The sequence below is a fragment of the Herbidospora sp. NBRC 101105 genome (assembly GCF_030269205.1).
In the GTDB taxonomy this organism is placed as follows: domain Bacteria; phylum Actinomycetota; class Actinomycetes; order Streptosporangiales; family Streptosporangiaceae; genus Herbidospora; species Herbidospora solisilvae.
Window position 1 is genome coordinate 445322 of sequence record NZ_BSSX01000006.1, and the last position, 24652, is coordinate 469973.

Here is a 24652-nt window from a genome sequence, read left to right on the forward strand (position 1 = left end):
TCCGGTTTGACGCTTCTCGTCATCGGGCGTTCGTGTGTGCGGGAACACGACCCCCAGCACGACGCCGGAGACGAGATGATGGACGATCAGCACGACCCGGAGAGCAGCGGGCGGAGCCTGCTGAGCCGCAGAACCCTCCTGACCACGATGGGAACCCTGCCGGTGATCACGGCGGCGGCGACGGTCGTGGGGGCGTCGGAGGCGGCGGCCGCCACGGCGGTCATCGACCCCTCGACGCAGCGGCAGACGATCCGGGGCTTCGGCGGCATGGCCCACGCCGCCTGGATCGGTGACCTGACGGCCGCCCAGCGGGAGACGGCGTTCGGCACCGGCGAGGGCCGCCTGGGGTTCTCGGTGCTGCGCATCCCCGTCCCGGAGAGCTCGGCCGACTTCAGCCGCGACCTGGCCACCGCCCGGCGCGCGGCCGAACTGGGCGTGCTGGTCTTCGCCTCGCCGTGGAACCCGCCGGCCTCGATGATCGAGACCTTCACCCGGGGCAGCCAGACCAACGCCAAGCGCCTGCGGTACAACGCCTACGCCGCCTACGCCCAGCACCTGAACGACTTCACCACCCACATGCGCAACAACGGCGTGAACCTGTACGCCATCTCGGTGCAGAACGAGCCCGACTACGCCCACGACTGGACGTGGTGGACCTCGGCCGAGATGCTGCGCTTCCTGCGGGAGAACGCCGGCTCGATCTCCACCCGGGTCATCGCGCCCGAGTCGTTCCAGTACGTCAAGAGCATGTCCGACCCGATCCTGAACGACGCCGCCGCGCTCGCGAACGTGGACGTCATCGGCGCCCACCTCTACGGCACGTCCTACTCCAACTTCCCCTACCCGCTGTTCCAGCAGCGGGGCGCGGGCAAGGAGTTGTGGATGACCGAGGTCTACTACCCCAACAGCAGCGACTCGGCCGACCTGTGGCCGCAGGCCCTGGACGTGGGGGAGCACATCCACCGCGCCATGGTCGACGCGGAGTTCCAGATGTACGTCTGGTGGTACATCCGGCGTAGCTACGGCCCCATGCGCGAAGACGGCCAGATCAGCAAGCGCGGCGCGATGATGGCGCACTACGCCCGGTTCGTCCGCCCCGGCTACGTGCGCATCGGCGCCACGGCCACCCCCGCGTCGAACGTCTACGTGTCGGCGTACCGGAACGGGAGCACGGTCGTCATCGTGGCGATCAACAAGAACACCTCGGCGGTGAGCCAGCAGTTCACCATCGCGGGCAGCACCGCCACCAGCGCGTCGTCGTGGGTGACCGACGCGAGCCGGAACGTCGCGCCCCAGGGGGCGACGGCCATGACGAACGGCTCCCTCACGGTCACCCTGCCCGCCCGCAGCGTGACGACCTTCGTGACGAGCAGCGGCCCCCTGCCCTCGCCCACCCCCACGCCGACCCCCACGCCGACGCCGAGCCCCAGCGGCACCGGGCAGTTCCGGGTGGCGTACACGATGAACCCCTGGAACAACGGGTTCACCGCGAACATCAGCATCACCAACACGGGCTCGTCCACGGTCAACGGCTGGACGCTGGTCTTCACCCTGCCCTCCGGGCAGGCGATCACGTCAGGCTGGAACGCGACCTACTCGCCCTCCAGCGGCCAGGTCAGCGCGGTCAACGTCGGCCACAACGCCACCCTCGCCCCCGGCGCGACGATCGACGTCGGCTTCCAGGCCACCCACACCGGCAACACCGCCGAACCGGGCGCGTTCACCCTCAACGGCGTTCCCTGCACCGTGGTCTGACCTCCTCCAGGATCACCCGCGCGGCGGCGGCGATGGCCGTTCCCGCGTCCATCGCCCAGCCGCGGGTGTACGCCGAGGCGAACTCCTCTTCGCCCAGTGCGGCGCGGCCCCGGTCGGTGAGTTCGCGGACCCGGGGATCGGTGTGGTCGTGGGCGCCCCGCAGCCGGGCGGCGGCGCCCAGCAGCACGGCCGACTCGTGCCGCCGCCCGCGCGCCTCGGCGAGCGCGGCCGTGGTCACCACCACGAGCGACAGGACGGGCAGTTCACCGGTCGCCAGGGCCGCCGCCCGCGCCTCTCGCAGCGCCTCGGCCGCGCCGTCCGGGTCGCCCCGCACCAGGCGGAGGGCGGCCCGGGTGTTCTCGACGGACGTCCGGGCGTGGTCCGAGAGGAGGGCGGTGCCGCCGAGCAGGGCGTCCGCCCGGTCGAGGTCGCCGAGCCGGATCCGGAGGCCGGCCTCACACGCGTCGATCATGGCCAGCGGCTCCGTCGACGACGCGCGCTCCCTGGCGGCGCCGATCAGCGCCAGCGCCGCGTCGGCGTCGCCGCGCCGCAGGTGCAGGTCGATCCAGCGCAGGTCGCCGCGGATCCGGTCGCCGAGGCTGAGCGAGCCGAACTCGCCGGCCAGCCTCCCGGCCTCGCGCAGGTCGGCGAAGGCGCCGTCGAGGTCGTCGTAGCGGCGGAACCGGGCCCGCATCGGCAGGGTGGCGGCCTGGCCCCAGCGGTCGCCGGCCTGCCGGAAGCGGGCCAGGGCCGCCTCCACGTGGAGGCGTGCCCGGTCGAGCGCGCCCGCGTTCTCGGTGATCTCGGCCTGGAACATGTGGGCCAGCCCGGCCAGCCACACGTCGTCGCCGTCGGCCAGGCGCCGGAAGACCGGCAGCGCGGCCTCGGCGTCGTGCAGGAACAGCAGGACCGCGCCGAACACGCGGTGGTGGCCCGCCAGCCCGGCGTGCGCGAGCAGCCGGCCGGCCAGTTCCCGCGTCTCCGCCGGGTCGGCGGCCTCCTCGCCGGTGACCTCCGGAAGGACGTCGGCCCGGTTGAGCAGGTAGGCGGCGCGGGCGCAGTCGCGTTCGGGAGCCGGTCCGCCGCCGGGCACGGCCAGCGCCTCGCCCAGCCAGTGGGCGGCGTCGGAGTGGCGGGCGAACATCTGCCAGTACCAGACCAGGTTGAGGGCGAGGGCGATCGCGCCGGGAGAGTCGTGGGCGGCGCACCGGTGGCGCAGGGCGGCCAGGGCGTTGTCGTAGTCGGCGCCGATGACACGCATGGCAGTGAGCTGGCCGGGCCCGCGCAACAGGGGGTCGTGGCGGGCCGTCAGTTCGGTGAAGTGGGCGGCGGCCAGGTCACGGACGGTGTCGAGGTCGCCGGTGGCGGCCAGACGGTCGGCGCCGTACTCGCGGATGGTCTCGAGCATGCGGTGGCGGCCGGGGCCGGTGGCGAGCTGGAGCAGCGACCGGTCGACGAGGGCGGCGAGCAGGCCGGGGATCTCGGCGGGGGGCACGGCGGTGCCGGCGCAGACGGCGGTCGCCGAGGCGGCGGTGACACCGCCGGGCAGGACGGAGATCCGTTCGGCGACCGTGCGTTCGTGGTCGTCGAGGAGGTCCCAGCTCCAGGCGATGACCGCACGCAGCGTGCGGTGCCGGGGCGGCGCGGTGCGGCTGCCGGTGGTGAGCAGCCGGAACCGGTCGGTGAGCCCGTCGGCCAGGTCGGGCAGTGCCAGCGTCCGCAGCCGGGCGGCGGCCAGTTCGAGGGCCAGCGGCAGCCCGTCGAGGGCGCGCACCACGCGCACCACGTCGGGAAGCGTGGTCTCGTCGACGTCGAATCCGGGCCGCACGGCGGCCGCCCGCTCGGTGAACAGGCGCACCGAGGCCGTCTCCTTGGCCCGTCCGACGTCGTCTTCGGGGGCGGGCAGCGTGAGCTGGGCCAGCGGCAGGAGCGTCTCGCCGTCGACCGCGAGAGGTTCGCGGCTGGTGGCGAGCACCCGCAGGCGCGGGCAGCGCGACAGCAGCGCCACGACCAGGTGCGCCGCGGCGTCGATCACGTGCTCGCAGTTGTCGACCAGCAGCAGGCCTTCGCGGCGGCCGAGTTCGCCGGCGAGCACGTCCAGTTCGTCGCCCTCGACGCGCCTGCGCGCGTCGAACGTCGGGCCGCGCGGCCCGACGGCGGCCAGCACGGCCGCGGTGGTCTCCGCGGGTTCGGTGACGGACGCCAGGTCGACGAGCCAGCAGGGTTCTTCCCGGCGGCGGGCGGCCTCCAGCGCGAGCCGGGTCTTCCCGCTGCCTCCTGGCCCGACGACCGTGACCAGGCGCCCGCCACCGAAAAGGGCGTCGAGGCGGGCCAGGTCGTCGTCACGGCCGACGAAGCTGGTCAGGGGCGCGGGCAAGGTGGTCGCGGACGGCTTCGGAGCCGGCCGGCCGGGGCGCAGCAGCCGCAGGTGGCGCTCCCGCAGGGCGGTGCCGGGATCGGCGCCCAGGACGTCGGCCAGGGCCCGGCGGGTGCGCTCGTAGACGGTCAGCGCCTCGGCCTGCCGTCCCTGTGCGGCGAGCGCGTCCAGCAGCGACGCGGCCACCCGCTCGTGCACCGGCTGCTCGGCCAGCAGCGCGGTCAGCCGGGCGGCGGCCGGCTCGGGCCGCCCCAGTGAGGTCTCGGCGTCGGCGAGGTCGGCGACCGCCTCGATCGACACCTGGGCCAGCCGGGTCGCGACCGCGGGCGCAACCGAGGCGACGACGGCGGGTTCCGCGCCGGGACGCTCGCCCCACAACGCCACGGCCTCGGCGAGGGCGGCGCGGGCGGCCTGCGGCTCACCGGCCCACAACCTCTCCCGGCCGGTGGCGACGAGCCGCTCGAAGCGCACCACGTCGACGTCGTCGGGGTCGACCACCAGCCGGTAGCCGCCCGCCGCCCACACGACGACGTCGGCGGGACCGAGGGCGCGGCGCAGCCGGGAGACGAGCGTCTGCAGGGCGTGGGCGGGGGCGGCCGGCGGCTCCGCTCCCCAGACGGCGTCGACCAGGACGCCGGGCTCGACCGCGCGGCCCCCGGCGAGCGCCAGCCGGACGAACAGGCCCCGCAACCGCGCGCCCGGCACGGCCAGGACGGCCCCGCCGCGCGACACCCGCGGCGTGCCCAGCAGTGCGACACGAAGTCGCGCACCCTCGTCCATCGGCCCATCTTCGCGTGCTCTTCCGCGGGTCCCAAACCGGGCGGCGGCCGTACGAGCGCCGTGACAGCCCCGTGTGAGCGGCCGGCCCCAGTCTTCGCAGACCACTTCCGGACCTCAGGAGGAAACCGTGTCCGACGTACAGAGCCGCGCGGCCGGGGCGGCGCTCATGGCCAGTGCCGGCGTCTACTTCATCGCCGAGTTCGTCGCGGCGGCGGCGTGGAGCGACCCGCCCTACAGCTACACGCACCACTTCATCAGCAACCTCGGGGTGCACGGTCCCACGACGGCGTTCGGGCAGTACATGTACTCGCCGCTCGCCTGGGTGATGAACACCGGCTTCTTCCTGTTCGGCCTCGCCGCGCTGGCCGGTGTCGTCCTGCTGAGAGGGCTGCCCGGACGCCGCCGCCTGCCGATCGTCGCGATGGGGGTGCTGCTGGCGGCCGGGGGCGTCGTCCTGGCGTTCTTCCCCGGGTCGGGCGACACGACGAGCACCGCGACCGACTTCCACGGGCTGGGCGCCTTCTCGGCGTTCGTCGGCGGCAACGTCCTGGCCGTGCTCCTCGGCACGGCGCACCGGCTCCTCGGGCTGTCCCGCAGGCTCGGCCGGGTTCTGGTCGCGGCGGGGGTGATCGGCCTGGTCTCGCTGGCGGGCTACATGGCCCTGCTCGAATCGGGCGTGGGCCTCCTCATCGGACTGGTCGAACGCGGCGTCGTCTATCCGTTCCTGATCGGCCTCGCCCTGGTCGGGGCGGCGCTGCGGCGGCGCCCGGTCACGGGCTGATCGCCAGGATCACCGGGGGTCGGAGACCAGCCCGATCCGGTACGCCAGGACGACGGCCTGGACCCGATCGCGCAGGTCGAGCTTGGTCAGAATCCGGGACACATAGGTCTTCACGGTCTCCGGCGTGATGGACAACCGCATGGCGATCTCCGCGTTGGACAACCCGGCGGCGAGCTGCCTGAGCACCTCCAGCTCGCGACGCGTCAGGACGTCCACCACCTGCGCGCCGGGCGGGGAGGCGGGGCGCACCCGTTCGGCGTAGCGGCCGATGAGGGCGCGGGTGACGGCGGGGGCCAGCAGGGAGTCGCCCGCCGCGACCGTGCGCACGCCGTCGATCAGCGCGGCCGGGTGGGCGTCCTTCAGCAGGAAGCCGCTCGCCCCCGCGCGGAGGGCCTCGTAGACGTATTCGTCGACGTTGAAGGTGGTGACGACGAGGATCTTGGCCGGGTTCGCGGCGCCGGGGCCGGCCAGCCGCCGGGTGGCCTCGATGCCGTCCACGACCGGCATCCGGATGTCCATCACGATCACGTCCGGGTTCAGCCGCCGGGCGGCCTCCACGGCCGCGCGGCCGTCGGCCGCCTCGCCGACGACCTCCATGTCGGGTTGGGCGTCGAAGATGGTGACGTATCCGGCGCGCACCAGCGCCTGGTCCTCACACACGAGCAGCCGGATCACGTGTCACTCCTCGACGGGATGAGCGCGCGGACGGTGAACCCGCCTCCGGGGCGTGGCCCGGCGGCCAGTTCGCCGCCGAGTAGCCGCAGCCGCTCACGCAGCCCCGCCAGGCCGCGTCCACCGCCTTGGCCGCCCGACGCGACGGGGCCCTCCGTCGTGACCTCGATCTCGATGTGGGTGTCGCCGTGGCGGACCAGCACGGCGGTCAGGTGCCCGGCCGCGTGCTTGAGCGCGTTGGTGAGCGCCTCCTGGACGACCCGGTAGACGGCCAGCTCGACGTCCACACTCCGAGCGAGCGGGTGGCCGTGCTCGGTCCACTCGACGGGCTGGCCGGACAACCGGGCCCGTTCCACCAGGTCGCCCACCGTGCCCAGGGCCGGGGTGCGGTCGGCCGCTGGCTCGCCGGTGGCCTCCAGGACGCCGAGCAGGGCACGGAGCTCGGTCAGCGCGCGGCGGCCGGTGCCGCTGATCGCCGTGAGCGACTCGCCGGCCCGGTCGGGTGCGCCCGGCAGCAGGTACTGGGCGGCGTCGGCCTGGACCACCATCGCGGTCACGTGGTGGGTGACCACGTCGTGCAGTTCGCGGGCGATCCGGGTGCGTTCGGCGACCACGGCCGCCTCCGCCGACAGGCGCCGCCGTTCGGCCTCGTCGGCCCGCCGCCGGCGCACTTCCGCTCCGGCCGTCCAGGTCACCGCCAGCACCAGGGAGAACGCGACGAAGTCGGGGATCCGCTGCGGCGAGCCCAGCAGGTGGAGCAGCACCGCCAGGAGGACGTAGGCGGCGGTCGCCGCGATCGGCGTCGTCCGGCGCCGCCGCGCCTGGTGGGCCCCGGCGCTGTACAACGCCACGTAGAGGCCGACCGTGCCGAACGTCGAGGGGAGGGCCAGCGCCTGGTGCAGCGCGAACGCGCCGCCGACGACCACCAGGCAGGCGCCGGGCCATCGGGCGCGGACGGTCAGCGGGACGGTCAGCGCCAGGGTCACGGCCACGGACAGGGCGTCGGGCGGGCGCTTGGGCAGGTCGCCGATCTCGGCCCCGATGACCGACACGGTCGGCACGAACGCCAGCAGCGTGAGGAGCGCGGCGAGCAGTATGTCCCTTCTGGCCGGCATCCGACGAGCCTAGCGGCGGGCGCGGCGCAACATCGCCGCCGCGATCAGCAGGCTCACCACGACCGGGACGACGGAGGCCTCCAGCCCGAACCCGCCGCCGGTCAGCCACTCCGGTCCGGAGACGTGCGCGGTCAGCACTCCCTCGGACGGGTGCCCGGAGACGGGGATGCCCAGCAGTCCCTCGGCGGCGTTCCAGGCGAAGTGCAGCCCGGCGACGAACCAGATGGTGCGCCGCCACAGGAACGCGGCCCCCAGCAGCACCCCCGCCTCGACGGCGATCGCCACCGAACTCCACAACGTGGCGCCCGGGTTGGCCAGGTGCAGGCCGCCGAACAGGCACGCGGTGACCGCCAGCGCGACCCGGCTGCCGAACAGCGCCTCCAGCGCCTGCAGCGCGAGCCCCCGGAAGAGCAGCTCCTCGGTGACGGCCGCGCCGATCGCGACCGCGACCACCGGGACCAGCGCCGAAAATCCCCGGGACCAGGTGAACGAGTAGCCGCCGAACAGCGTGATCACCAGCACTGACACCAGGACGAACCCCAGGCCGATCGCCCCGCCGGTCAGCGCCTCCCGCCCCGCTCCCCGCCCGGCCAGCTCGGGCACCGGACGCCGCGCCACCCACCGCATCACCGCCCAGTAGACGGCCGTGGCCGCCACCGCGGCCACGACGGCGAGCACCGCACCGCCCCCGGCCGGCGCCGACACCGCGCCGACGGCCACCACCCCGACCGGGAGCCAGACGAGCGGGGAACGGGCGTGTTGTGTCGTGTCCATGGAACCTCCGGTGACCCGCGCCGCATCCGTACGGCGAGACGCCGGAAACGCTACGAATGCGGGCGCGGGTCACGAATCCCCGTGAGGTGAACACTTCGGGTAGCTCTCACGGGGGATGCGTCGTGCGGTCAGCTCACGGTGAAGTCCCGGAAAGCGAACTGGCCGGTCACGTTCGCCGCGTGGGAGGTGGCGATGAGCCCGGCGTCCTGCCGTTCGGCGATGCCGGGCAGGGTCACGGTCGGGCCGACCTTCGTCCAGGTCGTGCCGTTGCGGGAGTAGTAGCCGCTGACCTGGTCGCCGGTGCGGACCAGCCGGACCCACACGGGTGCGGTGACCCCCGAGGCCCCGCTGAAGGAGTCGAGGTAGCCGTTGCCGTTGGCGTCCCATTGGAAGGCCACGCCGTTGCCGGGGGTGGCGACCATGGCCGCGTAGCCCGGCGAGGCGGCCGAACCGGTGACGTCGTTGCGCAGCACGACGCCGGCCTTGGCCCACGCGTTGGTGTTGTCCATGCGGGTGACCTGCGCGGAGACGGTGGCGGTGGCACCGGCCACGTCGTCGCGGTAGATGGCCCCGTACTCGTCGAAGGCGCCGCCGGCGTCCTGCCAGATGTCGGCGCCCGAGGTCAGGATGACGAACTCCGATCCGGCCTCGGCGAACTGGCTGGGCACCGAGCCGTGCCCCTTCATCGAGGTGAGGGGGTTCAACGCGGTCAGGGTGGCCGATCGGGTCAGGCTGAAAGCGGCCTGGTCGGCGCGTCCGGTGACGGCCGCCTTGACCTCCGCCCGGCTGACCGGCGCCGGGACCGACGCGGGAGCGGTGACCCGCCACGTCTCGGCGTCGGACGTGCCGGAGTCGAGGCCGTACGGCACGGGCTTGCCGACACGTTCGGCCCGCCAGCCGTCGGGGACGGTGAGGGCGACGGCCAGCTCCGAGGCGCGGCGCGGGCTGAAGTTCCGCACGGTGACGGTGACCTCGGCCGACTCCCCGGCCCGCAGGACGGCCGGGTCGGCCGACAGGGCGGCGCCGACGGGAGGCCGCTGCGGGTCGGGCGCGCCGCGGTGGTCGCCGGTGGGACCGGCCTGGTAGATCACCCGGCTCGCCTCCAGGGGCAGGGTGGTCTCGGTGACGGTGAGGTTGCCCCGGGTGACGTTGCCGCGGTTGCCGTTCGTGATGCCGGTGATCGCCGGGTTGGTGGTGTGGTTGTCGATCAGGGTCAGGTCGCCGGTGCGGTTGCCGTTCTGGTTGTTGGCGTGCGCCCACTGCCCGGCGGTCCGCACGAACACGTTGCGGCTGGCGCTCAGGTAGCGGGAGCCCTCGTCGAAGTAGAGGCCGAGCTGTCCGCTGTTCTCGCAGTAGTTCTCGTCGATGACGCTGCGCGGCATGGCCGACAGGGTGTAGATGCAGCCCGCGTCGAACATGGTCCGCACGACGTTGCGGACGTGGTTGCCCACCACGCGCACATCGCTCAGGGTCGTCGGCGTGTCGTAGACGGGCTGGAAGTCGTACAGACCCCGGTTCAGGTACTCGGGGCTGCCGCCCGGGTCGTTGGCGCCCCAGCCGTAGCCGAGCCCGATGCCCGTGTACGGCATGTCGGAGACGTAGTTGTGCTCGATCGACAACCGGGTGACGTAGCTGGCGAAGATCGCGTCCTGGTCGAGGAACTCCAGGGCGGTCGAGTAGACGCGGTTGTCGCGGATCGAGATGTCGCTGTTGACCATGCGGGGGTCGGACGGGTGGTGCGCGTCGGGACGCACGCCGCCGACCATGATCCCGCCGCCGGCGCTCGCGGTGAACGTGCTGCCGACGACCGACACCCGGCGCGCGCCCAGGCCGACGCCGCTGGCGTGCGCGTTGGCGTCGTTGCCGATGCCGAGCGCCACGGAGCCGAGGTTGACGAAGGTGCTGCCGGTGAACGTGACGTCCTCGGCGGCCGAGACCTGGACGGCCGACGGCGACTGGGCCCAGCCGTTGCGCGAGCCCTCGAACCCCTTGCAGCCGAACGCGCAGGAGGTGAACGCGTCGGCGGGCCGGTGCGGCTGGACGCCGCTGATGAACACGCCGGTCTGCTGGTTGGCGTATCCGTCGGAGGTGCCGGGGTGCAGCCACGTGGTCCCGGTGAACGTCAGGTTCTCGAAGCGCAGGTTGCGCGCCGGGGCGTCGTAGGTGCCGCCGACCTGGAGCAACGACTCCAGGCGGGGCAGTTCCACCCGCGCCTTCGTGATGTCCTGGCCGGGCAGCGGCTTGTAGTAGAGGACGCCCGCGGTGGTGTCGAGATACCACTCGCCCGCCTCGTCGAGGAACCTCTTGGAGTTGAGCAGGGTGAAGGTGGGCGTGCGCAGCGGCGACTGGACGGTGTCGTAGCCGTAGGTGTTGTTGTCCCAGGCCGGCTGCTGCATGACGACCGTGGAGCCGGTGATGCTCTCGACGGGCGCGAACCGGTTGGTGAACGACAACATCGCCTGGAGCTCGATGCGCTTCTGGTCGGGCAGGCCGGACAGGTAGGCCAGCGCCGGGTTGTTGATCGTGAAGCCGGCCGCGTTCAGCGTGATGTCGCTCCGGGCGATCCGGAGCCGCGCCCGCTGGGCGGGCTTGCCGTCGACGTAGAGCTGGCGGGTGTCGAAGCCGGTGCCCACAGCGGCCTTGTAGACGCCGGTCGCGGCGTCGTCGAGCTCCCAGCCGGTGACGGGCGTCGCGCCGCTGATCACCGGGTGGGCGTCGCGGGCGGCCGTCCAGGTGACGGTGGTGCCCGCGCGCCGGAGTCGGCGGCGTCCAGGCGGAGCGGCGCGGTCAGCCGGTGGACGCCGTCGAGGAGTTCCACGGTGACGTTGACCTCGCCCTGGGCCAGGGCGGCGCGGACGCGGCGCTGCGCCTCGGCGAGCGTGGCGAGCGGCTCGTCGCGCCGGCCGTTCCCGTCGTCGTCGGCGTTGGCCGCGCCCGTGGCGGCGACCACGATGGTGTGGCTCGCGGGCGCGGCGTGGGCGGGCACGGACAACACGCCGGTGAGCAGCGCGGTGGTGAGGGCGGCCGCCAGGGCGGCCGCGGGACGTCTGCGCGTTTCAGGGGACGGACGCACAGTGTTCCTTTCTTCCGGTGAGGGCGCTTGATCCACCGGGGAACGTAATTCGTATGACGTCTGACGTCAATAACGAATCCTGCGATCCACCTCCGTCATGGCCGAGTTCCAGATCTCCGACGTGGGGTCGATCACCGCGAAGTGGTCGCCCGGTCCTTCGAGATACGTGAGGTCGTCGCCGGTCGCCTCGGCCCCGGCGGCGTAGCGGCGGTTGAAGTCGATCAGGTCGAGGTCGTCGTCGTGGCCGATGACGACGAGCTGCGGGACGCCGATGGGCAGGCGGCTCATCGGGTCGGCGGCGGCGTACACCTCCGGGATCTCGGCGGAGGAGCCGCCGAGCGCGTGCGGGACCGCGCCGGTGCCGACGCGGCGGCGTTCGCCCTCACTGAGGTCGAGCACCCCGGCCAGCGAGACGGCCAGGGCGATCCGGCCGTCGTCGGCGGCGGCGCGCAGGGCGAGCTGGCCGCCGGCCGAGTGGCCGAAGACCACGACCCGATCGAGGTCCAGGTCGAAGTCCAGGGAATCGATGCCGGTCAGGCGGTCGAGGCCGGCCGCGACGTCGGCGACGGTGGCCTGCCAGCCGTGCCGGTCGGGGCGGCGGTATTCGAGGTTCCAGGCGGCGTAGCCGCGTCCGGCCAGGTCGACGGCGAGGGCGTCCATCAGGTCGGCGGCCCAGATCGAGCGCCAGTAGCCGCCGTGGATCAGCACCGCGACCGGCAACCGGCCGCCGCTGTGGTGCGGCGGCAGGCGCAGCTCGCCCCACTGCTCGTCGCCGGGGCCGTAGGCGACGCGCTCGGCGGGGTGGCGCAGGCGGTGGTAGGCGTGCCGGATCGCCCAGGTCAGGCCCCAGAGGCCGCGGCCGTAGAGGTGGGCGGACCCGGGGGAGACCTCGGCCGGGCCGGTGTCGGCGGGGTCGTACCAGACCACCGGCGCGGGGTGCGGGACCGGTGCGCCCACCGCGACGACCGCCTCCGCCGTTTCGCCGAGGCCGGTCACCACGCGGCCGTCGATCCCCAGCCGCCGGAACTCCGTCTCGGCGACGTGCCGGACCAGATCGGGGTCGGCCGTCAGGCCGGGGGCGAGCGCCACCAGCATCATCGTGTCCTCCCGAGGAAACGCAGGGCGTTGCCGGACAGCAGCTTGTCCCGCTGCTCCGCGCTCAGGAACGCCGCGTCGCGCACGACCCTGCCGGCCGGGCGCTCGCCCAGCGGGTAGGGGTAGTCGCTGCCGACCATGACCCGGTCCTCGCCCAGCACGTCCACCAGCAGGCGCAGCGCCGCCGGGTCGAACACGACGCTGTCGACGGAGAACCGGCCGACGTAGTGGCTCGGCGGGTGGGCCGACCGGCCGCGCACCACGTCGCCGCGGCGGTGCCAGGCGTTGTCGGCCCGGCCGAGCCAGAACGGGAAGCTGCCGCCGCCGTGGGCGAAGCACAGGCGCAGCGTCTCCGGCACCTGGTCGAAGACGCCGCCGAGAACCAGCGCCAGCACCGACAGGTGGGTCTCGGCCGGCATGCCGGTCAGCCAGCGCGCCATCCAGCGGTCGAGCCGCGGGCCGCCGGGCATGTCCCACGGGTGGACGAAGACCGGCGCGCCGACCTCCGCGCAGTGCCGCAGGAACATCACGATGCCCGCGTCGTCGAGGTCGCGGTCGCCGACGTGGTTGCCGATCTCGACGCCTGCGTGGCCGTTGGCCAGGCAGCGGTCGAGCTCCTCGCACGCCGCCTCCGGGTCCTGGAGCGGCACCTGGCAGAACGGTACGAACCGGTCGCCGCCCCCGGTCATCTCCAGCGTGAGGTCGTTGAAGACGCGAGCCACCTTGACGGCCTGGTCGGCCGGGCGGTCGTAGGAGAAGAAGACCGGCGTGGGCGAGACGACCTGCACGTCGACGCCGTCGGCGTCCATGTCGGCCAGGCGGGTGCCCGGATCCCACGCCTCCGCGCCGATCGGGCGGAACTCGGTCTCGCCGACCATGATCATGGCGGCGCGTTCGGAGTCGACGCGCAGCCAGGGCCAGCCCGTGCCGCCGCATCGGGCGGCCAGGTCGGGCCACCCCTTCGGCACCAGGTGGGTGTGGACGTCGACGACGGGCCCGGCCATCAGCCCTTGCCCGGGTGGAGCGCGCCGCACTCGGTGCAGGTGCGGGCGGCCTCGTCGGCGTAGAAGGCCTGGAAGACCGGCGGCAGGTCGGTGACGATGTCGCGGACCTGGAGCTCGACCTCGTGGACGCGGTTGCCGCAGTCGGGGCAGTACCACTGGAACCTCTCCAGCGTGCCCTCCTCGCGCACCCGCTCGACCACCATGCCGATCGAGCCCGCCTCGGGCCGCTGCGGCGAATGGGGCACGTTCCCCGGCAGCATCCACATCTCGCCCTCGCGGATGTGCACGGTCCGCGGCCCTTCGGGTGTCATGAGGTTGACGTGCATGTTGCCCTTGACCTGGTAGAAGAACTCCTCGTACGGGTCGACGTGGAAGTCGGTGCGCTGGTTGGGGCCGCCCACGACCTGCACGATGAAGTCCGACCCGCCCGGGAACATCTCCTTGTTGCCGACCGGCGGCTTGAGCAGGTGCCTGTTGCCCTCGATCCAGCCGGGGAAGTTCACCGGCTCCGTGATGTCGGTCATTCGTCGACTCCTTCCGGGAGTAGCGCCACGGCCTGTATCTCGATCAGCAGATGGGGATGGGGAAGCTGGTGCACCGCCACGGTGGTGCGGGCGGGCCCGGTCTCGTCGAAGTACTCGGCGTAGACCTCGTTGTAGCCGCCGAAGTCGTTCATGTTGACCAGGTAGGTCGTCACCTGCACCAGGTCTGACAGGCCCGCCCCGGCGGCGGCCAAGATCTCGCCGATGTTCTCGATCACCGCCCGGGTCTGCGCCCGGATGTCGAGCGAGGTGGTGCCCATCGCGTCGGCGCTCGCGCCCGCGATGGTGTTGTCGGGACGACGGCTGGAGGTGCCCGAGACGAAGGCGAACCCACCGGCGATCTTCAGGTGCGGGAACCGGCCGCGTGGGGTGGCCTTCCCAGGAACGATCCTGCCCGCGCTCATGAAAGAGCCCCATGGCGGGTGACAGCCCCGGGCGCGGTCTCGCCCGTGCTCATGAGCCGGCCCTGAAGGACGCCGTGCCGAGCTTCTCGATGACCGCGCGGACGTGGTCGCCCGGCTTCAGGGCGACCGCCGCCGTGGCGGCCCCGGCCAGGACGATCCAGCCCTCCCGCAGTTCCACGCCGCGCCCGCCCGCCAGGCGGACCGCCGCGTCGAAGGCCCGGCGCGGGTCGCCGAGGATGGCGGCCGTCGAGCCGGTCTGCACGACGCGGCCGTTCACCTCCAGCAGCACGCCGAGGTTGTCCAGCCCGTCGGGCACCGGCCGCCACGGGCCGACGACGTAGCCGGCCGCCGAGGTGTTGTCGGCGATCACGTCCGGCAGCGAGAAGTCGAAGCCCTCGAAGCGCGAGTCGATCACCTCCAGCGCCGGAGCGACGGCCTCGACGGCCGAGTGGGAGACCAGGAACGCGATCTCCGGCTCGGCCCGGGGGTGGATGAGCCGCGTCAGGTCGACCCGGCCGCCGTCGTCGATCCGCATGCCGTCGGTGAGGTGGCCCCAGATGACCTCGTCCACGCCGACCTGCGCCATCTTGGCGCGGCTGGTCAGGCCCATCTTCACGCCGGTCAGCCGGTCGCCGCGCGCCAGCCGCCGTTCGACCAGCGCGCGCTGCACGTCGTAGGCCCCGGCAGGGTCCAGACCGGCCGCCGCCGCGAGGCGCGGGATGGCCGTGGCCGTCAGCGCCGCCCGGTCCAGCCGGTCGGCGAGTTCGCTGATCATGCTTTCCCTCCGAGGTCCAGCGCCACGTCGACGATCATGTCCTCCTGGCCGCCGACCATCCGGCGGCGGCCCAGTTCGACCAGGATGGCCCGCACGTCCACGCCGTAGCGGTCGGCGGCGCGTTCGGCGTGCCGCAGGAAGCTGGAGTAGACCCCGGCGTAGCCGAGCGAGAGCGTCTCGCGGTCGACCCGCACCGGCCGGTCCTGCAGCGGCCGGACCAGGTCGTCGGCGGCGTCCATCAGCGCGAACACGTCGCAGCCGTGCGGCCAGCCGTGCAGTTCGGCCACGGCGGCGAAGACCTCCAGCGGGGCGTTGCCCGCCCCCGCGCCCATCCCGGCCAGCGACGCGTCGACCCGGGTGGTGCCGTGCTCGACGGCGACGACGCTGTTGGCGACGCCGAGCGACAGGTTGTGGTGGGCGTGGATGCCGATCTCGGTGCCCTCGTCGAGCACCTGCCGGTAGGCGTCGACCCGTTCGGCGACGTCGCGCATGAGCAGCCGGCCGCCCGAGTCGGTGACGTAGACGCAGTGGGCGCCGTACGACTCCATGAGCTTCGCCTGTCCGGCCAGCGTGGCGGGGTCGGCCATGTGCGACATCATCAGGAAGCCCGCGACGTCCATGCCGTTGTCCCTGGCCCAGGCGATGTGCTGGGCGGCGATGTCGGCCTCGGTGCAGTGGGTGGCGATACGCACGCTGGTGACGCCGAGGTCGCGGGCGGCCTTCAGGTCGGCGATGGTGCCGATGCCCGGAAGGAGGAGCGTGGTGAGCCGGGCCCTGGTCATGACCGACGCGGCGGCCTCGATCCACTCGGCGTCCGCGGCCGCGCCGTGGCCGTAGTTGACGCTGGAGCCCGCCAGGCCGTCGCCGTGGGCGACCTCGATCGCGTCGACCCCGGCCGCGTCGAGCGCGGCGGCGATCTCGGCGACCTGGGCGGGGGTGTAGCGGTGGGCGATGGCGTGCATGCCGTCGCGCAGGGTGACGTCCTGGACGTAGAGGCGGTTCACCGGGTCACCATCCGTTCGGCCGTGCGCAGCGCCGCCGAGGTCATGATGTCGAGGTTCCCGGCGTATTCGGGCAGGTAGTGCCCGGCCCCGGAAACCTCCAGGAAGACCGACACCTGGAGGCCGGCGAACCGCCGGCCGAGCGCGGGGACGTGGGCGTCCACGGGATCGAACTGCACCTCCTGCTTGAGGCGGTAGCCGGGCACGTACTCCTGGACCGAGGCCACCATCTCGGTCACCGAGCGGGAGATCGCCGCACGGTCGGCGTCGGCGCAGAGGCAGTAGACGGTGTCCCGCATCAGCAGCGGGGGCTCCGCCGGGTTCAGCACGATGATCGCCTTGCCGCGTTCGGCGCCGCCGACCACCTCGATCGCCCGGGACGTCGTCTCGGTGAACTCGTCGATGTTGGCGCGGGTGCCCGGCCCGGCCGACCGGGAGGCGATGGAGGCGACGATCTCCCCGTACACGACCGGGGTGACCCTGCCGACGGCGGCCACGATCGGCACGGTGGCCTGGCCGCCGCAGGTGACCATGTTGACGTTGCGCTCGCCCAGGTGCTCGCCGAGGTTGACCGGCGGCACCACGTAGGGGCCGAGCGCGGCCGGGGTGAGGTCGACCACGATCTTGCCGTGAGCGCGCAGCACCTCGTCGTTGTGCCGGTGGGCCCCGGCGGAGGTCGCGTCGAAGACCACGTCGACGTCGGCGAACTCCGGCATCGCGACCAGGCCCTCGACGCCCTTGTCGGTGGTGGCCACGCCCATGCGCCGGGCTCGCGCGAGGCCGTCGGAGGCGGGGTCGATCCCGGCCATCGCGACCATGCGGAGCGTCGTCGACAGGCGCAGCACCTTGATCATCAGATCGGTGCCGATGTTGCCCGACCCGATCACCGCCACTCCGGCGCTCATTCCCCACCTCCGAAACAGGTCCTGACCGAGCCGAGGCCCGAGATGCGGGCCTCGTAGGCCGCGCCCGGCGTCACCGGGACCATCGGCCCGAGCGCGCCGGAGAGCACCACGTCGCCGGCCCGCAGCGGGCTGCCCGCCCGCGCGAGGGTCTCGGCGAGCCAGGCCACGGCGTGCGCCGGGTTGCCCAGGCAGGCCGCGCCCGCGCCGACCGAGACCGGTTCGCCGTCGTGTTCGAGCACCGCGCCGCAGAGCCGCAGGTCCACGTCGGCGACGCGGCGCGGGCTCGTGCCGAGCACGAACAGGCCGCTGGAGGCGTTGTCGGCGACGGTGTCGACGATGGAGATGTCCCAGTTCGCCACCCGCGAGCCGACGATCTCGATGGCCGGCAGCAGGTGGTCGGTCGCGCGGATCACGTCCACGACCGTCACCTGCTCGTGCGGCAGGTCGGCGCCGAGCACGAACGCGATCTCCGCCTCCACCCGCGGCTGGAGCACCCGGCCGGGGGCCACCTCCGCGCCGTCGGGCACCGCCATGTCGGCGAACAGCACCCCGAAGTCGGGCTGGAACACCCCGAGGGCCTTCTGGACGACGGGGTTGGTCAGCCCGATCTTCGCGCCGACCGGCCGCCGCCCTTCGGCGGTCCAGCGCTCCACCTGCGCCCGCTGGACGGCGTAGGCGGTGGCCACGTCCCCCTCGGGCAGCAGGTCCCCGCGCAGGGGCGGGCACGGCGTTCGGGTGTCGTAGGCGGCCCGCAGGACGTCGGCCGCGCGCTGGATGTCGGTCATGTGAGGTCCACGCAGACGTTGGTGAGCTCCGAATAGAAGCCGAGGGAGTGGACGCCGCCCTCGCGGCCGACCCCCGAGGCCTTGACCCCGCCGAACGGGGTGCGCAGGTCGCGCAGGAACCAGGTGTTGACCCAGACGATGCCGGCGTCGAGGCGGGCGCCGGCCCGGTGGGCGCGGCCGACGTCCCGGGTCCAGACGGTCGCGGCCAGGCCGTAGGCGCTGTCGTTGGCCAGCGCGAACGCCTCCTCCTCGGCGTCGAACGGGGCGACGTGGCAGACCGGGCCGAAGATCTCCTCCCGGTTGGTCCTGGCGTCCGGCCCGAGGCCGATGAGCACGGTCGGCCGCACGTACGCCCCGCCGTCCCGGGCGTCGCCGAAGACCGGCACCTCACCCCCCGCGAGCACGGTCGCGCCCTCGGCGCGGGCCAGGTCGTAGTGGCCGAGCACCTTGTCGCGGTGGCCGCGGGAGATCAGCGGCATCGTGCCGGTCGCCGGGTCGGACGGCCAGCCGAACCCCTGCTCGGCGGCCCGCCGGGCCAGGCGCTCGGTGAACTCCTCGAAGACCGGCCGCTGCACGTAGAGCCGTTCGGTGCACAGGCAGACCTGGCCGCCGTTGGTGAAGCTGGAGCGGACCGAGCCCTCCACGGCGGCGTCGAGGTCGGCGTCGGCGAAGACCAGCCCGGCGTTCTTGCCGCCCAGCTCGAACGAGACCGCCTTCACGCCGTCGGCGGCGGCCCGCATGATCGCGCTGCCGGTGGCCGACTCGCCGGTGAAGGTGATCGCGTCGACCTCCGGGTGCGTGGTGAGGAACTCGCCCGCCGAGCCGGGGCCGAAGCCGTGCACCAGGTTGAACACGCCGTCGGGCACGCCGACCGCCGCCATCACCTCGGCCAGCAGCGTCGCCGACGCCGGCGTCTCCTCCGACGGCTTCACGACGACCGCGTTCCCGCAGGCCAGCGCGGGCGCGACCTTCCAGGTCAGCAGCAGCAGCGGCAGGTTCCACGGCACGATGACCGCCACCACGCCGACGGGCTTGCGCACCGCGTAGTTGATCGCCCGGCCGCCGGTGACGAACGACTCGGTGGGGGCGGTCGCGGCGATCTCCGCGAAGGCCCGGAAGTTGGCCGCGCCGCGCGGGATGTCCAGCGTCCTGGCCTGCGAGATCGGTTTGCCGGTGTCGGCGACCTCGGCCGTGACCAGGTCGTCGAAGCGCCGGTCGAGCTCGTCGGCGACGGCGTTCAGGAGCTTCGCGCGTGCGCGCTCGTCCATGCGGCCCCACGGCCCGCGCAGCGCCCGGCGGGCGGCGCGCACCGCCGCGTCGACGGTGTCGGCCCCGGCCTCGGCGACCTCGAAGACGGTCTCCCCGGTGACCGGGCTGACCTTGGCGAACCTCTTCCCCTCCGGCACGAACCGGCCGTCGACGAAGTTGCGCAGCAGGCCCGGCTCGCCGGCCGGGCGTCCGGACATCAGGTCCGGCGTCCACAGTGTCATGCGTTCCGCCTCCCTCGCAGGATCGCGCCGCCGATGAGCAGCGCCCCCGCGCCGACGGCCGCGCCGAGCACCCGGTGCTGACGGCGCACCCGCCGCCAGACCTGCGCGTAGGGCACGGTCGAGAAGGACACCAGTTCGTAGCGGGAGACGTAACGGCCGGGCAGGGCCCGCTCCAGCGCGTGCTCCACCTTCTTCTGGAGCTGGAAGACGGGGGAGGCGACCTTGTCGCGCATCTCGACGAAGTTGGCCAGGGCCATCCGGGCGATGGCCTCGGTGTTGTCCCTGCGCCGCTCCTCGTAGAGGGGGAGCGCGCGGGTCCAGTCGCCGCCGGTCTCCTCCAGGCAGCGGTCGAGCTCGACGACGTCCTCGAAGGCGCAGTTGGCGCCCTGGCCGTAGAACGGCACGATCGCGTGCGCCGCGTCGCCGATCAGCGCGGCGGTGCCGCCGACGTGCCAGGGGGTGCAGCGCACGGTGCCGAGCGGGCCGACGGGGTTGTGCCGGTAGTCCTCGACGAGGGTGGGGGCCAGCTCGATCAGGTCGGGGTAGTGCTCGGCGAAGTGGCGCTCGATCGCCGCCCGGCTGCCGATCGAGGCGAAGCTGCTGGTGCCGCTGGTGGGCCAGAACAGGGTGCAGGTGAACGAGCGGTCGGGGTTGGGCAGCGCGATCATCATGGAGGTGCCGCGCGGCCAGATGTGCAGCGCGTCGGGGGACAGCGCGAACTCGCCGTCGCGGGGCGGGATGCGCAGCTCCTTGTAGCCGTAGTCGAGGAAGTCGAGGCTCTCGGTCAGCCCGGCGTGCGCGAGCAACTGGGCCCGCACCGCCGAACCGGCGCCGTCGGCGCCGAGCACCACGGCCGCCCTGGCCTTCGTGGTGCCGCCGGGGGTCTCGTAGGTCATCTCGCCCGTGCGCGGGTCGAGGGCGGTCAGCCGGTGGTCGAAGGCGATGCGCACGCCGGGCTGCCCGGCCGCCGCGGTGAGCAGGGCGTTGTTGAGGGCCGAGCGGCTGATCGAGTTGATCGCCCGCTGCCCGTCGTGGCTGTAGGGCTGGAAGTCGAGTTCGCCCTTCACGGGGTGGATGACACGGCCGCGCATCGGCAGCGCGTCGGCCATGACCTGCTCGTCCAGGCCGATGCGGCGCAGCGCGTCGAGGCCGCGCTCCGACAGGGCCAGGTTGATCGAGCGGCCCCGCTCGACCGCGCCGGTCCGGGGGTCGGGACGCCGTTCGTACAGGGCGACCCGCAGGCCGCGCCGGGCCAGGAAGCAGGCGAGCAGGCAGCCGGCCAGGCCGGCGCCGACCACCGCTATCTCGTCCGGGTCGCTCATCGGACCTCCTCGATGACGTGCGCGAGGGCGTCGGCCAGACGCCAGCAGTCGTGGTAGGTGCAGTACAGGGGCACCGGTGCGGCCCGGACGATGTCGGGCTCCCGGGCGTCGGTGATCACGCCGAACTCGAAACGCAGCCGTCTGGCCAGCTCGTGGGCGCTGCCGCCGCCGATGCGCAGGGAGAGCTGGCTGCCCCTCCGGGCGGGGTCGCGCGGGGTCACCACGGTGATCGGGAGCTCGTCGAGCAGCGTTTCCAGGTAGCCGGTGAGGCGGGTGCTCCGGGCGCGCAGGGCGGCCATGCCGACGCGGTCGAAGATCTCCAGGGAGGTGCGGACCGGGCCCATGGCGTAGATCGGCGGGTTGGAGATCTGCCACGCGTCGGCCGTCGCCGGGGGACGGGAGACCGGCGTCATCTCGAAGCGGGTGGCCGGTTCGGTGCTCCACCAGCCCTCGAACCGCCGCACGGCCGGGTCGCCGAGGTGCCGCTCGTGCACGAACACGCCGCCGAGCGCGCCCGGCCCCGCGTTCAGGTACTTGTAGGAGCACCAGGCCGCGAAGTCGGGCCCCCATTCGTGCAGCTCCAGCGGGACGTTCCCGGCGGCGTGCGCCAGGTCCCAGCCGACCAGCGCGCCGGCCTCGTGCCCCGCGCGGGTGATCGCCGGGATGTCCATGAGCTCGCCGGTGAGGTAGTTGACCCCGCCGAGCAGCACCAGGGCGACCTCGTGGCCCTCATGGGCGAGGTAGCTCAGCACGTCGGCGGGGTCGAGCCTGACCACCGTCGCGTCGGGGTCGAGGCCGTGGAAGCGGGCCTGACTGCGGACCGCGTAGCTGTCGGAGGGGAAGGCGGTGTCCTCGATGACGATCTTGGTCCGGGTGCCGGTGGGCCGGTAGAAGGACACCATCAGCAGGTGCAGGTTGACCGTCAGCGAGTTCATCACCACGGTCTCCTGCGGCAGCGCGCCCACTAGCCGGGCCGCGGTGCCGGTCAGGAACTCGTGGTAGGGCAACCACGGGCGGGCCGCGTCGAGATGGCCCTCGACGCCGAGGCGCGCCCAGGCGTCCAGGTCGTCGAGCAGGTCGCCTCGGGTCGCCCTGGGCTGCAACCCCAGAGAATTGCCGGCCAGGTAGGCGGTCTCGGCGTAGCGGCCGCCCTCGGCCGGGGGAACGTGGAAGAGCTCGCGGTGGCCGGGGTCGGCCAGGTCGCGTTCGAGGGCGTCGGCCTCGGTGAACATGCTTTCTCCGCTCGGACGAGGCTCAGACGAGGGTCCTGGCGGACCAGATCTCGGGGAAGACCACGCGGGCCATGCTGCGGCGCAGCCAGTTCGCCCCGGCCGAGCCGCCGCTGCCGACCTTCTCGCCCATGGTCCGCTGCACCGCCTTGAGGTGCTGCCAGCGCCAGTCGCCGAACCCGTCGGCCAGGTCGGTGAGCGCCTCGCCGAGCGACCAGAGGTGGTTGCCGGGGGTGTTCTCCCGGTAGATCTCGACCCAGGCGGCCTCGACGGCGGGATGACCTTCGTGCTCGACGGTCACGTCGCGTTCGAGCAGGTCGCGGGGGATGTCGAAGCCCTGGCGGGCGAGCGTGGCGATGACGTCGTCCCACAGGCTGGGGGCGCGCAGGGTGGCCTGGAGGGCGGCGTACACCTCGGGCTGGCGGTGGAAGGGCCGCAGCAGGGTCGCGCTGCGCAGGCCCAGCAGGAACTCCATATGGCGGTACATGGCGGACTGGAAGCCCGACGCCTCACCCAGCTGGTCGCGGAAGCGGTTGAAATCTGCCGGGGTCATCCAGTCGAGCCCGCGCCAGGCGGCGTTGAGGCCCTGGATGTCGAGGGCGGCCCGCTTCAGCGGGGCGAGCGCGGCCCACACGTCGTCGTCGCGCAGCAGCCGCTGGGCCTCGCGCAGTTCGAAGCAGGTCAGGCCGAAGTACAGCTCCATGATCTGGCTGACCATGAGGAAGGACATCTCGCCGGGGTCCTTGCTGATGGTCTGCTGGAGCGAGTGCAGGGTCTCGGCGTGCACGTACACGTCGTACGGCAGGCCGTCGGGGAACTCCAGGGTGGGGTTCCCGCCGTTGGCGGCGGCCCTGGCCGCGCGCGTGCTGTTGGTGCTCTCCACAAGACCTCATGCTCCACCAAACGGTCATATGGCGAGAAGGAGCACTTAAAGGTACGATGCGCCCTTGGCCTGTGGTTTCACGGCCAAACCGCTCAACCGCTTAACGAACCGAAGGTCGCCATGGACGATATGGATTGGGCGCTCCTGCGCGAGCTGCAGATCGACGCGCGACTGTCCTTCAGCGAGTTGTCCCGCCGGGTGCACCTGTCGCCGCCCGCCGTGGCCGAGCGGGTGCGGCGGCTGGAGGAGACCGGCGTCATCTCCGGCTACCACGCCCGGGTCGACCTCACCCGGACCGGCTGGCCGGTGATGGCGATCATCCGGATGTCCTGCTACGGGCCCCGCTGCATGTTGCGCGACCCGTCGGTGGCCGAGTGGCCGGAGGTGCTGGAGATCCACCGCATCACCGGCGACGCCTGCTGCATCCTCAAGGTGGCCGCCGAGACGATGGACGCCTTCGAGCACGTCATTGACCGCCTCGCGCCCTACGGCCAGCCGTCGAGCACGATGGTGCTCTCCACCCCGCTCCCGTGGCACTCGGTCACGCCGCCCCGGACCTCGTCCGCCTGAGGGCCGGCAGCACCGCCGAGCCCAGGAGCCCCACGCCGCGCCGGTCGCTCAGCCCGTGGGGGGTGCCGAACTCGACCCGGCGCACCCCCGCGTCGATGAGCGCCTGCGCCTGCTCGGCGACCTGGTCGGGGGTGCCCGCGAACGCGAACAGGTCGAGCAGGTCGCCGGGGATGAGCCGGCCCGCCTCCTCGTGCCGGCCCGCGTCGACCAGCTCCTTCACCCGGGCCACCAGGTCGGCCGGGATCTCCAGGGTGGGGTCGAGCTCGGCCACGACCGCGAGGTACATGGCCACCTCGGCCCGCGCCCGCGCCCGCGCCGCGTTGCCGTCGGTGTCGACGACGGTGACCGCGCCCAGCACGATCCCGACGTCGTCGGCGTCGCGCCCGGCGGCCTCCGCGCCCGGCCGCAGCCGCTCGCGGATCACCTTCACCATCGCCGGGTTGGCGCTGCCGCCCACCTTGATCTCGTCGGCGATGCGCCCGGCCAGCGCCGCGCCCTTGGCGCCCCACGCGCCGAGCAGCAGCGGCGGGTCGGGGCGGTGCACCGGGTAGCGCAGCGTGGTGCCCGGGGCCAGCCGGAACACCCGGCCCTCGTAGCCGCCGGCGTCGCCGCGCAGCAGCCGGTAGACGACCTGCGCCGACTCCTCCAGGGTGGTCAGCGGGCGTTGCTGGTCGATGCCGACCGCGCCCAGCCAGGTGCCCCGGGCCAGGCCCAGGTAGGCCCGGCCGCGCGAGGCCAGGTCGAGCGCGGCGATCTGCCCGGCGATCTCGTAGGGGGCCAGGGAGTAGGGGTTGAGGCAGGCCACGCCCAGGCGCACCCGCTCGGTGGCGGCGGCCATCTCCAGCAGCGGGAAGATCGGCGGCTGGTACATGAGGTCGCCGAAGACGGTCAGCACGTCGAAGCCGTGCGCCTCGGCGCTGCGGGCCAGGTCCGCGTAGTCGCCCGCGCCCTTGTCGCTCTGCAGGCCGAGCCCGATCTCCACGGTGGGCACGGTGCTCACGTCAGGTCCGCCGAGTTCATCCGGCGACGGCAGGTGCGGGAGACCTGCATGATCAGGCGCTCCTCGGGGTCGGGGCAGGCGAACTGCGTGTCCTGCGCCAGCCAGTCGCCGGCCGCCAGGTCGCGCTGCTTGGCCGCGAGGAAGGGGAGCACGGAGGCCAGGGCGTACACGCAGAAGTGCTGCCCGTCGGGCAGCTTCAGGTGGGCGCTGTTCGTCAGGTCGAAGTGGTCGCCGACGTTCATGCCGCAGACCGAGCGGCCCTCGATGCGTTCGACGGTGACGCGGAGGTCGTAGAGCTCCATGTCTGTTTCGTCCATCGG

23 protein-coding genes are annotated in these 24652 nt (G+C 73.2%); 3 read left to right on the top strand and 20 right to left on the bottom strand.

The features are described from left to right. Positions 1-6 precede the first annotated feature (6 nt). Positions 7-1755: a glucuronoarabinoxylan endo-1,4-beta-xylanase XynC gene (gene xynC, locus QSK34_RS25850; RefSeq protein WP_285587498.1), complete on the top strand. Its 1749-nt coding sequence runs from the start codon at positions 7-9 to the stop codon at positions 1753-1755. Here xynC and QSK34_RS25855 read toward each other — a convergent pair. Next, positions 1727-4912, bottom strand: coding sequence for an ATP-binding protein (locus tag QSK34_RS25855; protein ID WP_285587500.1), 3186 nt, complete (start codon positions 4910-4912; stop codon positions 1727-1729). The two genes, xynC and QSK34_RS25855, sit on opposite strands and share 29 nt — an antisense overlap. 127 nt (positions 4913-5039) lie before the next feature. Between QSK34_RS25855 and QSK34_RS25860 the strand changes: the two genes are divergently transcribed. Beyond that, on the top strand, positions 5040-5693 hold the full coding sequence (locus tag QSK34_RS25860; protein WP_285587502.1) for a DUF998 domain-containing protein: 654 nt from the start codon (positions 5040-5042) through the stop codon (positions 5691-5693). A gap of 9 nt (positions 5694-5702) precedes the next feature. Here QSK34_RS25860 and QSK34_RS25865 read toward each other — a convergent pair whose 3' ends face one another. The 17 genes from QSK34_RS25865 to QSK34_RS25945 all read right to left on the bottom strand — a co-directional run bounded on the left by QSK34_RS25865 (position 5703) and on the right by QSK34_RS25945 (position 22762). Continuing rightward, positions 5703-6368 carry a response regulator gene (locus tag QSK34_RS25865; protein WP_285587503.1) on the bottom strand — a complete coding sequence of 222 codons (666 nt, stop codon included), beginning with the start codon at positions 6366-6368 and terminating at the stop codon, positions 5703-5705. After that, positions 6365-7480, bottom strand: a complete 1116-nt coding sequence (locus QSK34_RS25870; protein WP_285587505.1) for a sensor histidine kinase — start codon at positions 7478-7480, stop codon at positions 6365-6367. Before QSK34_RS25870 ends, QSK34_RS25865 begins: the two co-directional genes overlap by 4 nt. Before the next feature lie 9 nt (positions 7481-7489). Beyond that, entirely contained in the window at positions 7490-8254 is a 765-nt protein-coding gene (locus tag QSK34_RS25875) for a CPBP family intramembrane glutamic endopeptidase (RefSeq protein ID WP_285587507.1), read from the bottom strand. Between the two features lie 128 nt (positions 8255-8382). Continuing rightward, a complete protein-coding gene (locus QSK34_RS25880) occupies positions 8383-10959 on the bottom strand; it encodes an NEW3 domain-containing protein (RefSeq protein ID WP_285587509.1) in 2577 nt (858 codons plus the stop codon). Then, positions 10956-11327 (bottom strand): hypothetical protein, encoded by a 372-nt coding sequence (locus tag QSK34_RS25885; protein ID WP_285587512.1) that lies wholly within the window; start codon positions 11325-11327, stop codon positions 10956-10958. The genes QSK34_RS25880 and QSK34_RS25885 overlap by 4 nt, the downstream gene beginning before the upstream one ends. A gap of 66 nt (positions 11328-11393) precedes the next feature. After that, a complete protein-coding gene (locus QSK34_RS25890; protein ID WP_285587513.1) occupies positions 11394-12425 on the bottom strand; it encodes an alpha/beta hydrolase family protein in 1032 nt (343 codons plus the stop codon). After that, on the bottom strand, positions 12422-13426 hold the full coding sequence (locus QSK34_RS25895) for an amidohydrolase family protein (protein ID WP_285587515.1): 1005 nt from the start codon (positions 13424-13426) through the stop codon (positions 12422-12424). Before QSK34_RS25895 ends, QSK34_RS25890 begins: the two co-directional genes overlap by 4 nt. Continuing rightward, entirely contained in the window at positions 13426-13950 is a 525-nt protein-coding gene (locus QSK34_RS25900; RefSeq protein ID WP_285587517.1) for a 3-hydroxyanthranilate 3,4-dioxygenase, read from the bottom strand. The genes QSK34_RS25895 and QSK34_RS25900 overlap by 1 nt, the downstream gene beginning before the upstream one ends. Further along, on the bottom strand, positions 13947-14372 hold the full coding sequence (locus tag QSK34_RS25905; protein WP_285587519.1) for a RidA family protein: 426 nt from the start codon (positions 14370-14372) through the stop codon (positions 13947-13949). The genes QSK34_RS25900 and QSK34_RS25905 overlap by 4 nt, the downstream gene beginning before the upstream one ends. A 49-nt stretch (positions 14373-14421) precedes the next feature. Beyond that, positions 14422-15147, bottom strand: a complete 726-nt coding sequence (locus QSK34_RS25910) for a 2-keto-4-pentenoate hydratase (protein ID WP_285587520.1) — start codon at positions 15145-15147, stop codon at positions 14422-14424. Continuing rightward, positions 15144-16151 (bottom strand): 4-hydroxy-2-oxovalerate aldolase, encoded by a 1008-nt coding sequence (gene dmpG, locus QSK34_RS25915; protein ID WP_285587522.1) that lies wholly within the window; start codon positions 16149-16151, stop codon positions 15144-15146. Before dmpG ends, QSK34_RS25910 begins: the two co-directional genes overlap by 4 nt. Continuing rightward, positions 16148-17053: an acetaldehyde dehydrogenase (acetylating) gene (locus tag QSK34_RS25920; protein WP_285587524.1), complete on the bottom strand. Its 906-nt coding sequence runs from the start codon at positions 17051-17053 to the stop codon at positions 16148-16150. Before QSK34_RS25920 ends, dmpG begins: the two co-directional genes overlap by 4 nt. Then, complete coding sequence (locus QSK34_RS25925; RefSeq protein WP_285587526.1) at positions 17050-17838, bottom strand: 2-keto-4-pentenoate hydratase; 789 nt, start codon at positions 17836-17838, stop codon at positions 17050-17052. The genes QSK34_RS25920 and QSK34_RS25925 overlap by 4 nt, the downstream gene beginning before the upstream one ends. Beyond that, a complete protein-coding gene (locus QSK34_RS25930) occupies positions 17835-19328 on the bottom strand; it encodes a 2-hydroxymuconic semialdehyde dehydrogenase (RefSeq protein ID WP_285587529.1) in 1494 nt (497 codons plus the stop codon). Before QSK34_RS25930 ends, QSK34_RS25925 begins: the two co-directional genes overlap by 4 nt. Continuing rightward, positions 19325-20650, bottom strand: coding sequence for an FAD-dependent oxidoreductase (locus QSK34_RS25935; protein WP_285587531.1), 1326 nt, complete (start codon positions 20648-20650; stop codon positions 19325-19327). The genes QSK34_RS25930 and QSK34_RS25935 overlap by 4 nt, the downstream gene beginning before the upstream one ends. Beyond that, entirely contained in the window at positions 20647-21882 is a 1236-nt protein-coding gene (kynU, locus tag QSK34_RS25940; RefSeq protein WP_285587532.1) for a kynureninase, read from the bottom strand. The genes QSK34_RS25935 and kynU overlap by 4 nt, the downstream gene beginning before the upstream one ends. 22 nt (positions 21883-21904) lie before the next feature. Further along, positions 21905-22762 carry a tryptophan 2,3-dioxygenase gene (locus QSK34_RS25945; RefSeq protein ID WP_285587534.1) on the bottom strand — a complete coding sequence of 286 codons (858 nt, stop codon included), beginning with the start codon at positions 22760-22762 and terminating at the stop codon, positions 21905-21907. 120 nt (positions 22763-22882) lie between these two features. Between QSK34_RS25945 and QSK34_RS25950 the strand changes: the two genes are divergently transcribed. Beyond that, positions 22883-23332 (top strand): Lrp/AsnC family transcriptional regulator, encoded by a 450-nt coding sequence (locus tag QSK34_RS25950; protein WP_161482707.1) that lies wholly within the window; start codon positions 22883-22885, stop codon positions 23330-23332. Here the strand turns inward: QSK34_RS25950 and QSK34_RS25955 are convergent. Next, positions 23304-24332 carry an LLM class flavin-dependent oxidoreductase gene (locus QSK34_RS25955; protein ID WP_285587537.1) on the bottom strand — a complete coding sequence of 343 codons (1029 nt, stop codon included), beginning with the start codon at positions 24330-24332 and terminating at the stop codon, positions 23304-23306. The two genes, QSK34_RS25950 and QSK34_RS25955, sit on opposite strands and share 29 nt — an antisense overlap. Beyond that, complete coding sequence (locus QSK34_RS25960; protein ID WP_161482708.1) at positions 24329-24649, bottom strand: TIGR04076 family protein; 321 nt, start codon at positions 24647-24649, stop codon at positions 24329-24331. Before QSK34_RS25960 ends, QSK34_RS25955 begins: the two co-directional genes overlap by 4 nt. Positions 24650-24652: the final 3 nt, after the last annotated feature.

Coding starts and splice junctions, on each gene's coding strand:
- QSK34_RS25855 (WP_285587500.1), bottom strand. CDS start 4,912: ATGGACGAGGGTGCGCGACTTCGTGTCGCACTGCTGGGCACGCCGCGG.
- QSK34_RS25910 (WP_285587520.1), bottom strand. CDS start 15,147: ATGATCAGCGAACTCGCCGACCGGCTGGACCGGGCGGCGCTGACGGCC.
- QSK34_RS25920 (WP_285587524.1), bottom strand. CDS start 17,053: ATGAGCGCCGGAGTGGCGGTGATCGGGTCGGGCAACATCGGCACCGAT.
- kynU (WP_285587532.1), bottom strand. CDS start 21,882: ATGTTCACCGAGGCCGACGCCCTCGAACGCGACCTGGCCGACCCCGGC.
- QSK34_RS25925 (WP_285587526.1), bottom strand. CDS start 17,838: ATGACCGACATCCAGCGCGCGGCCGACGTCCTGCGGGCCGCCTACGAC.
- QSK34_RS25895 (WP_285587515.1), bottom strand. CDS start 13,426: ATGGCCGGGCCCGTCGTCGACGTCCACACCCACCTGGTGCCGAAGGGG.
- QSK34_RS25935 (WP_285587531.1), bottom strand. CDS start 20,650: ATGAGCGACCCGGACGAGATAGCGGTGGTCGGCGCCGGCCTGGCCGGC.
- QSK34_RS25900 (WP_285587517.1), bottom strand. CDS start 13,950: ATGACCGACATCACGGAGCCGGTGAACTTCCCCGGCTGGATCGAGGGC.
- QSK34_RS25875 (WP_285587507.1), bottom strand. CDS start 8,254: ATGGACACGACACAACACGCCCGTTCCCCGCTCGTCTGGCTCCCGGTC.
- QSK34_RS25905 (WP_285587519.1), bottom strand. CDS start 14,372: ATGAGCGCGGGCAGGATCGTTCCTGGGAAGGCCACCCCACGCGGCCGG.
- QSK34_RS25950 (WP_161482707.1), top strand. CDS start 22,883: ATGGACGATATGGATTGGGCGCTCCTGCGCGAGCTGCAGATCGACGCG.
- QSK34_RS25930 (WP_285587529.1), bottom strand. CDS start 19,328: ATGACACTGTGGACGCCGGACCTGATGTCCGGACGCCCGGCCGGCGAG.
- QSK34_RS25960 (WP_161482708.1), bottom strand. CDS start 24,649: ATGGACGAAACAGACATGGAGCTCTACGACCTCCGCGTCACCGTCGAA.
- QSK34_RS25890 (WP_285587513.1), bottom strand. CDS start 12,425: ATGATGCTGGTGGCGCTCGCCCCCGGCCTGACGGCCGACCCCGATCTG.
- QSK34_RS25870 (WP_285587505.1), bottom strand. CDS start 7,480: ATGCCGGCCAGAAGGGACATACTGCTCGCCGCGCTCCTCACGCTGCTG.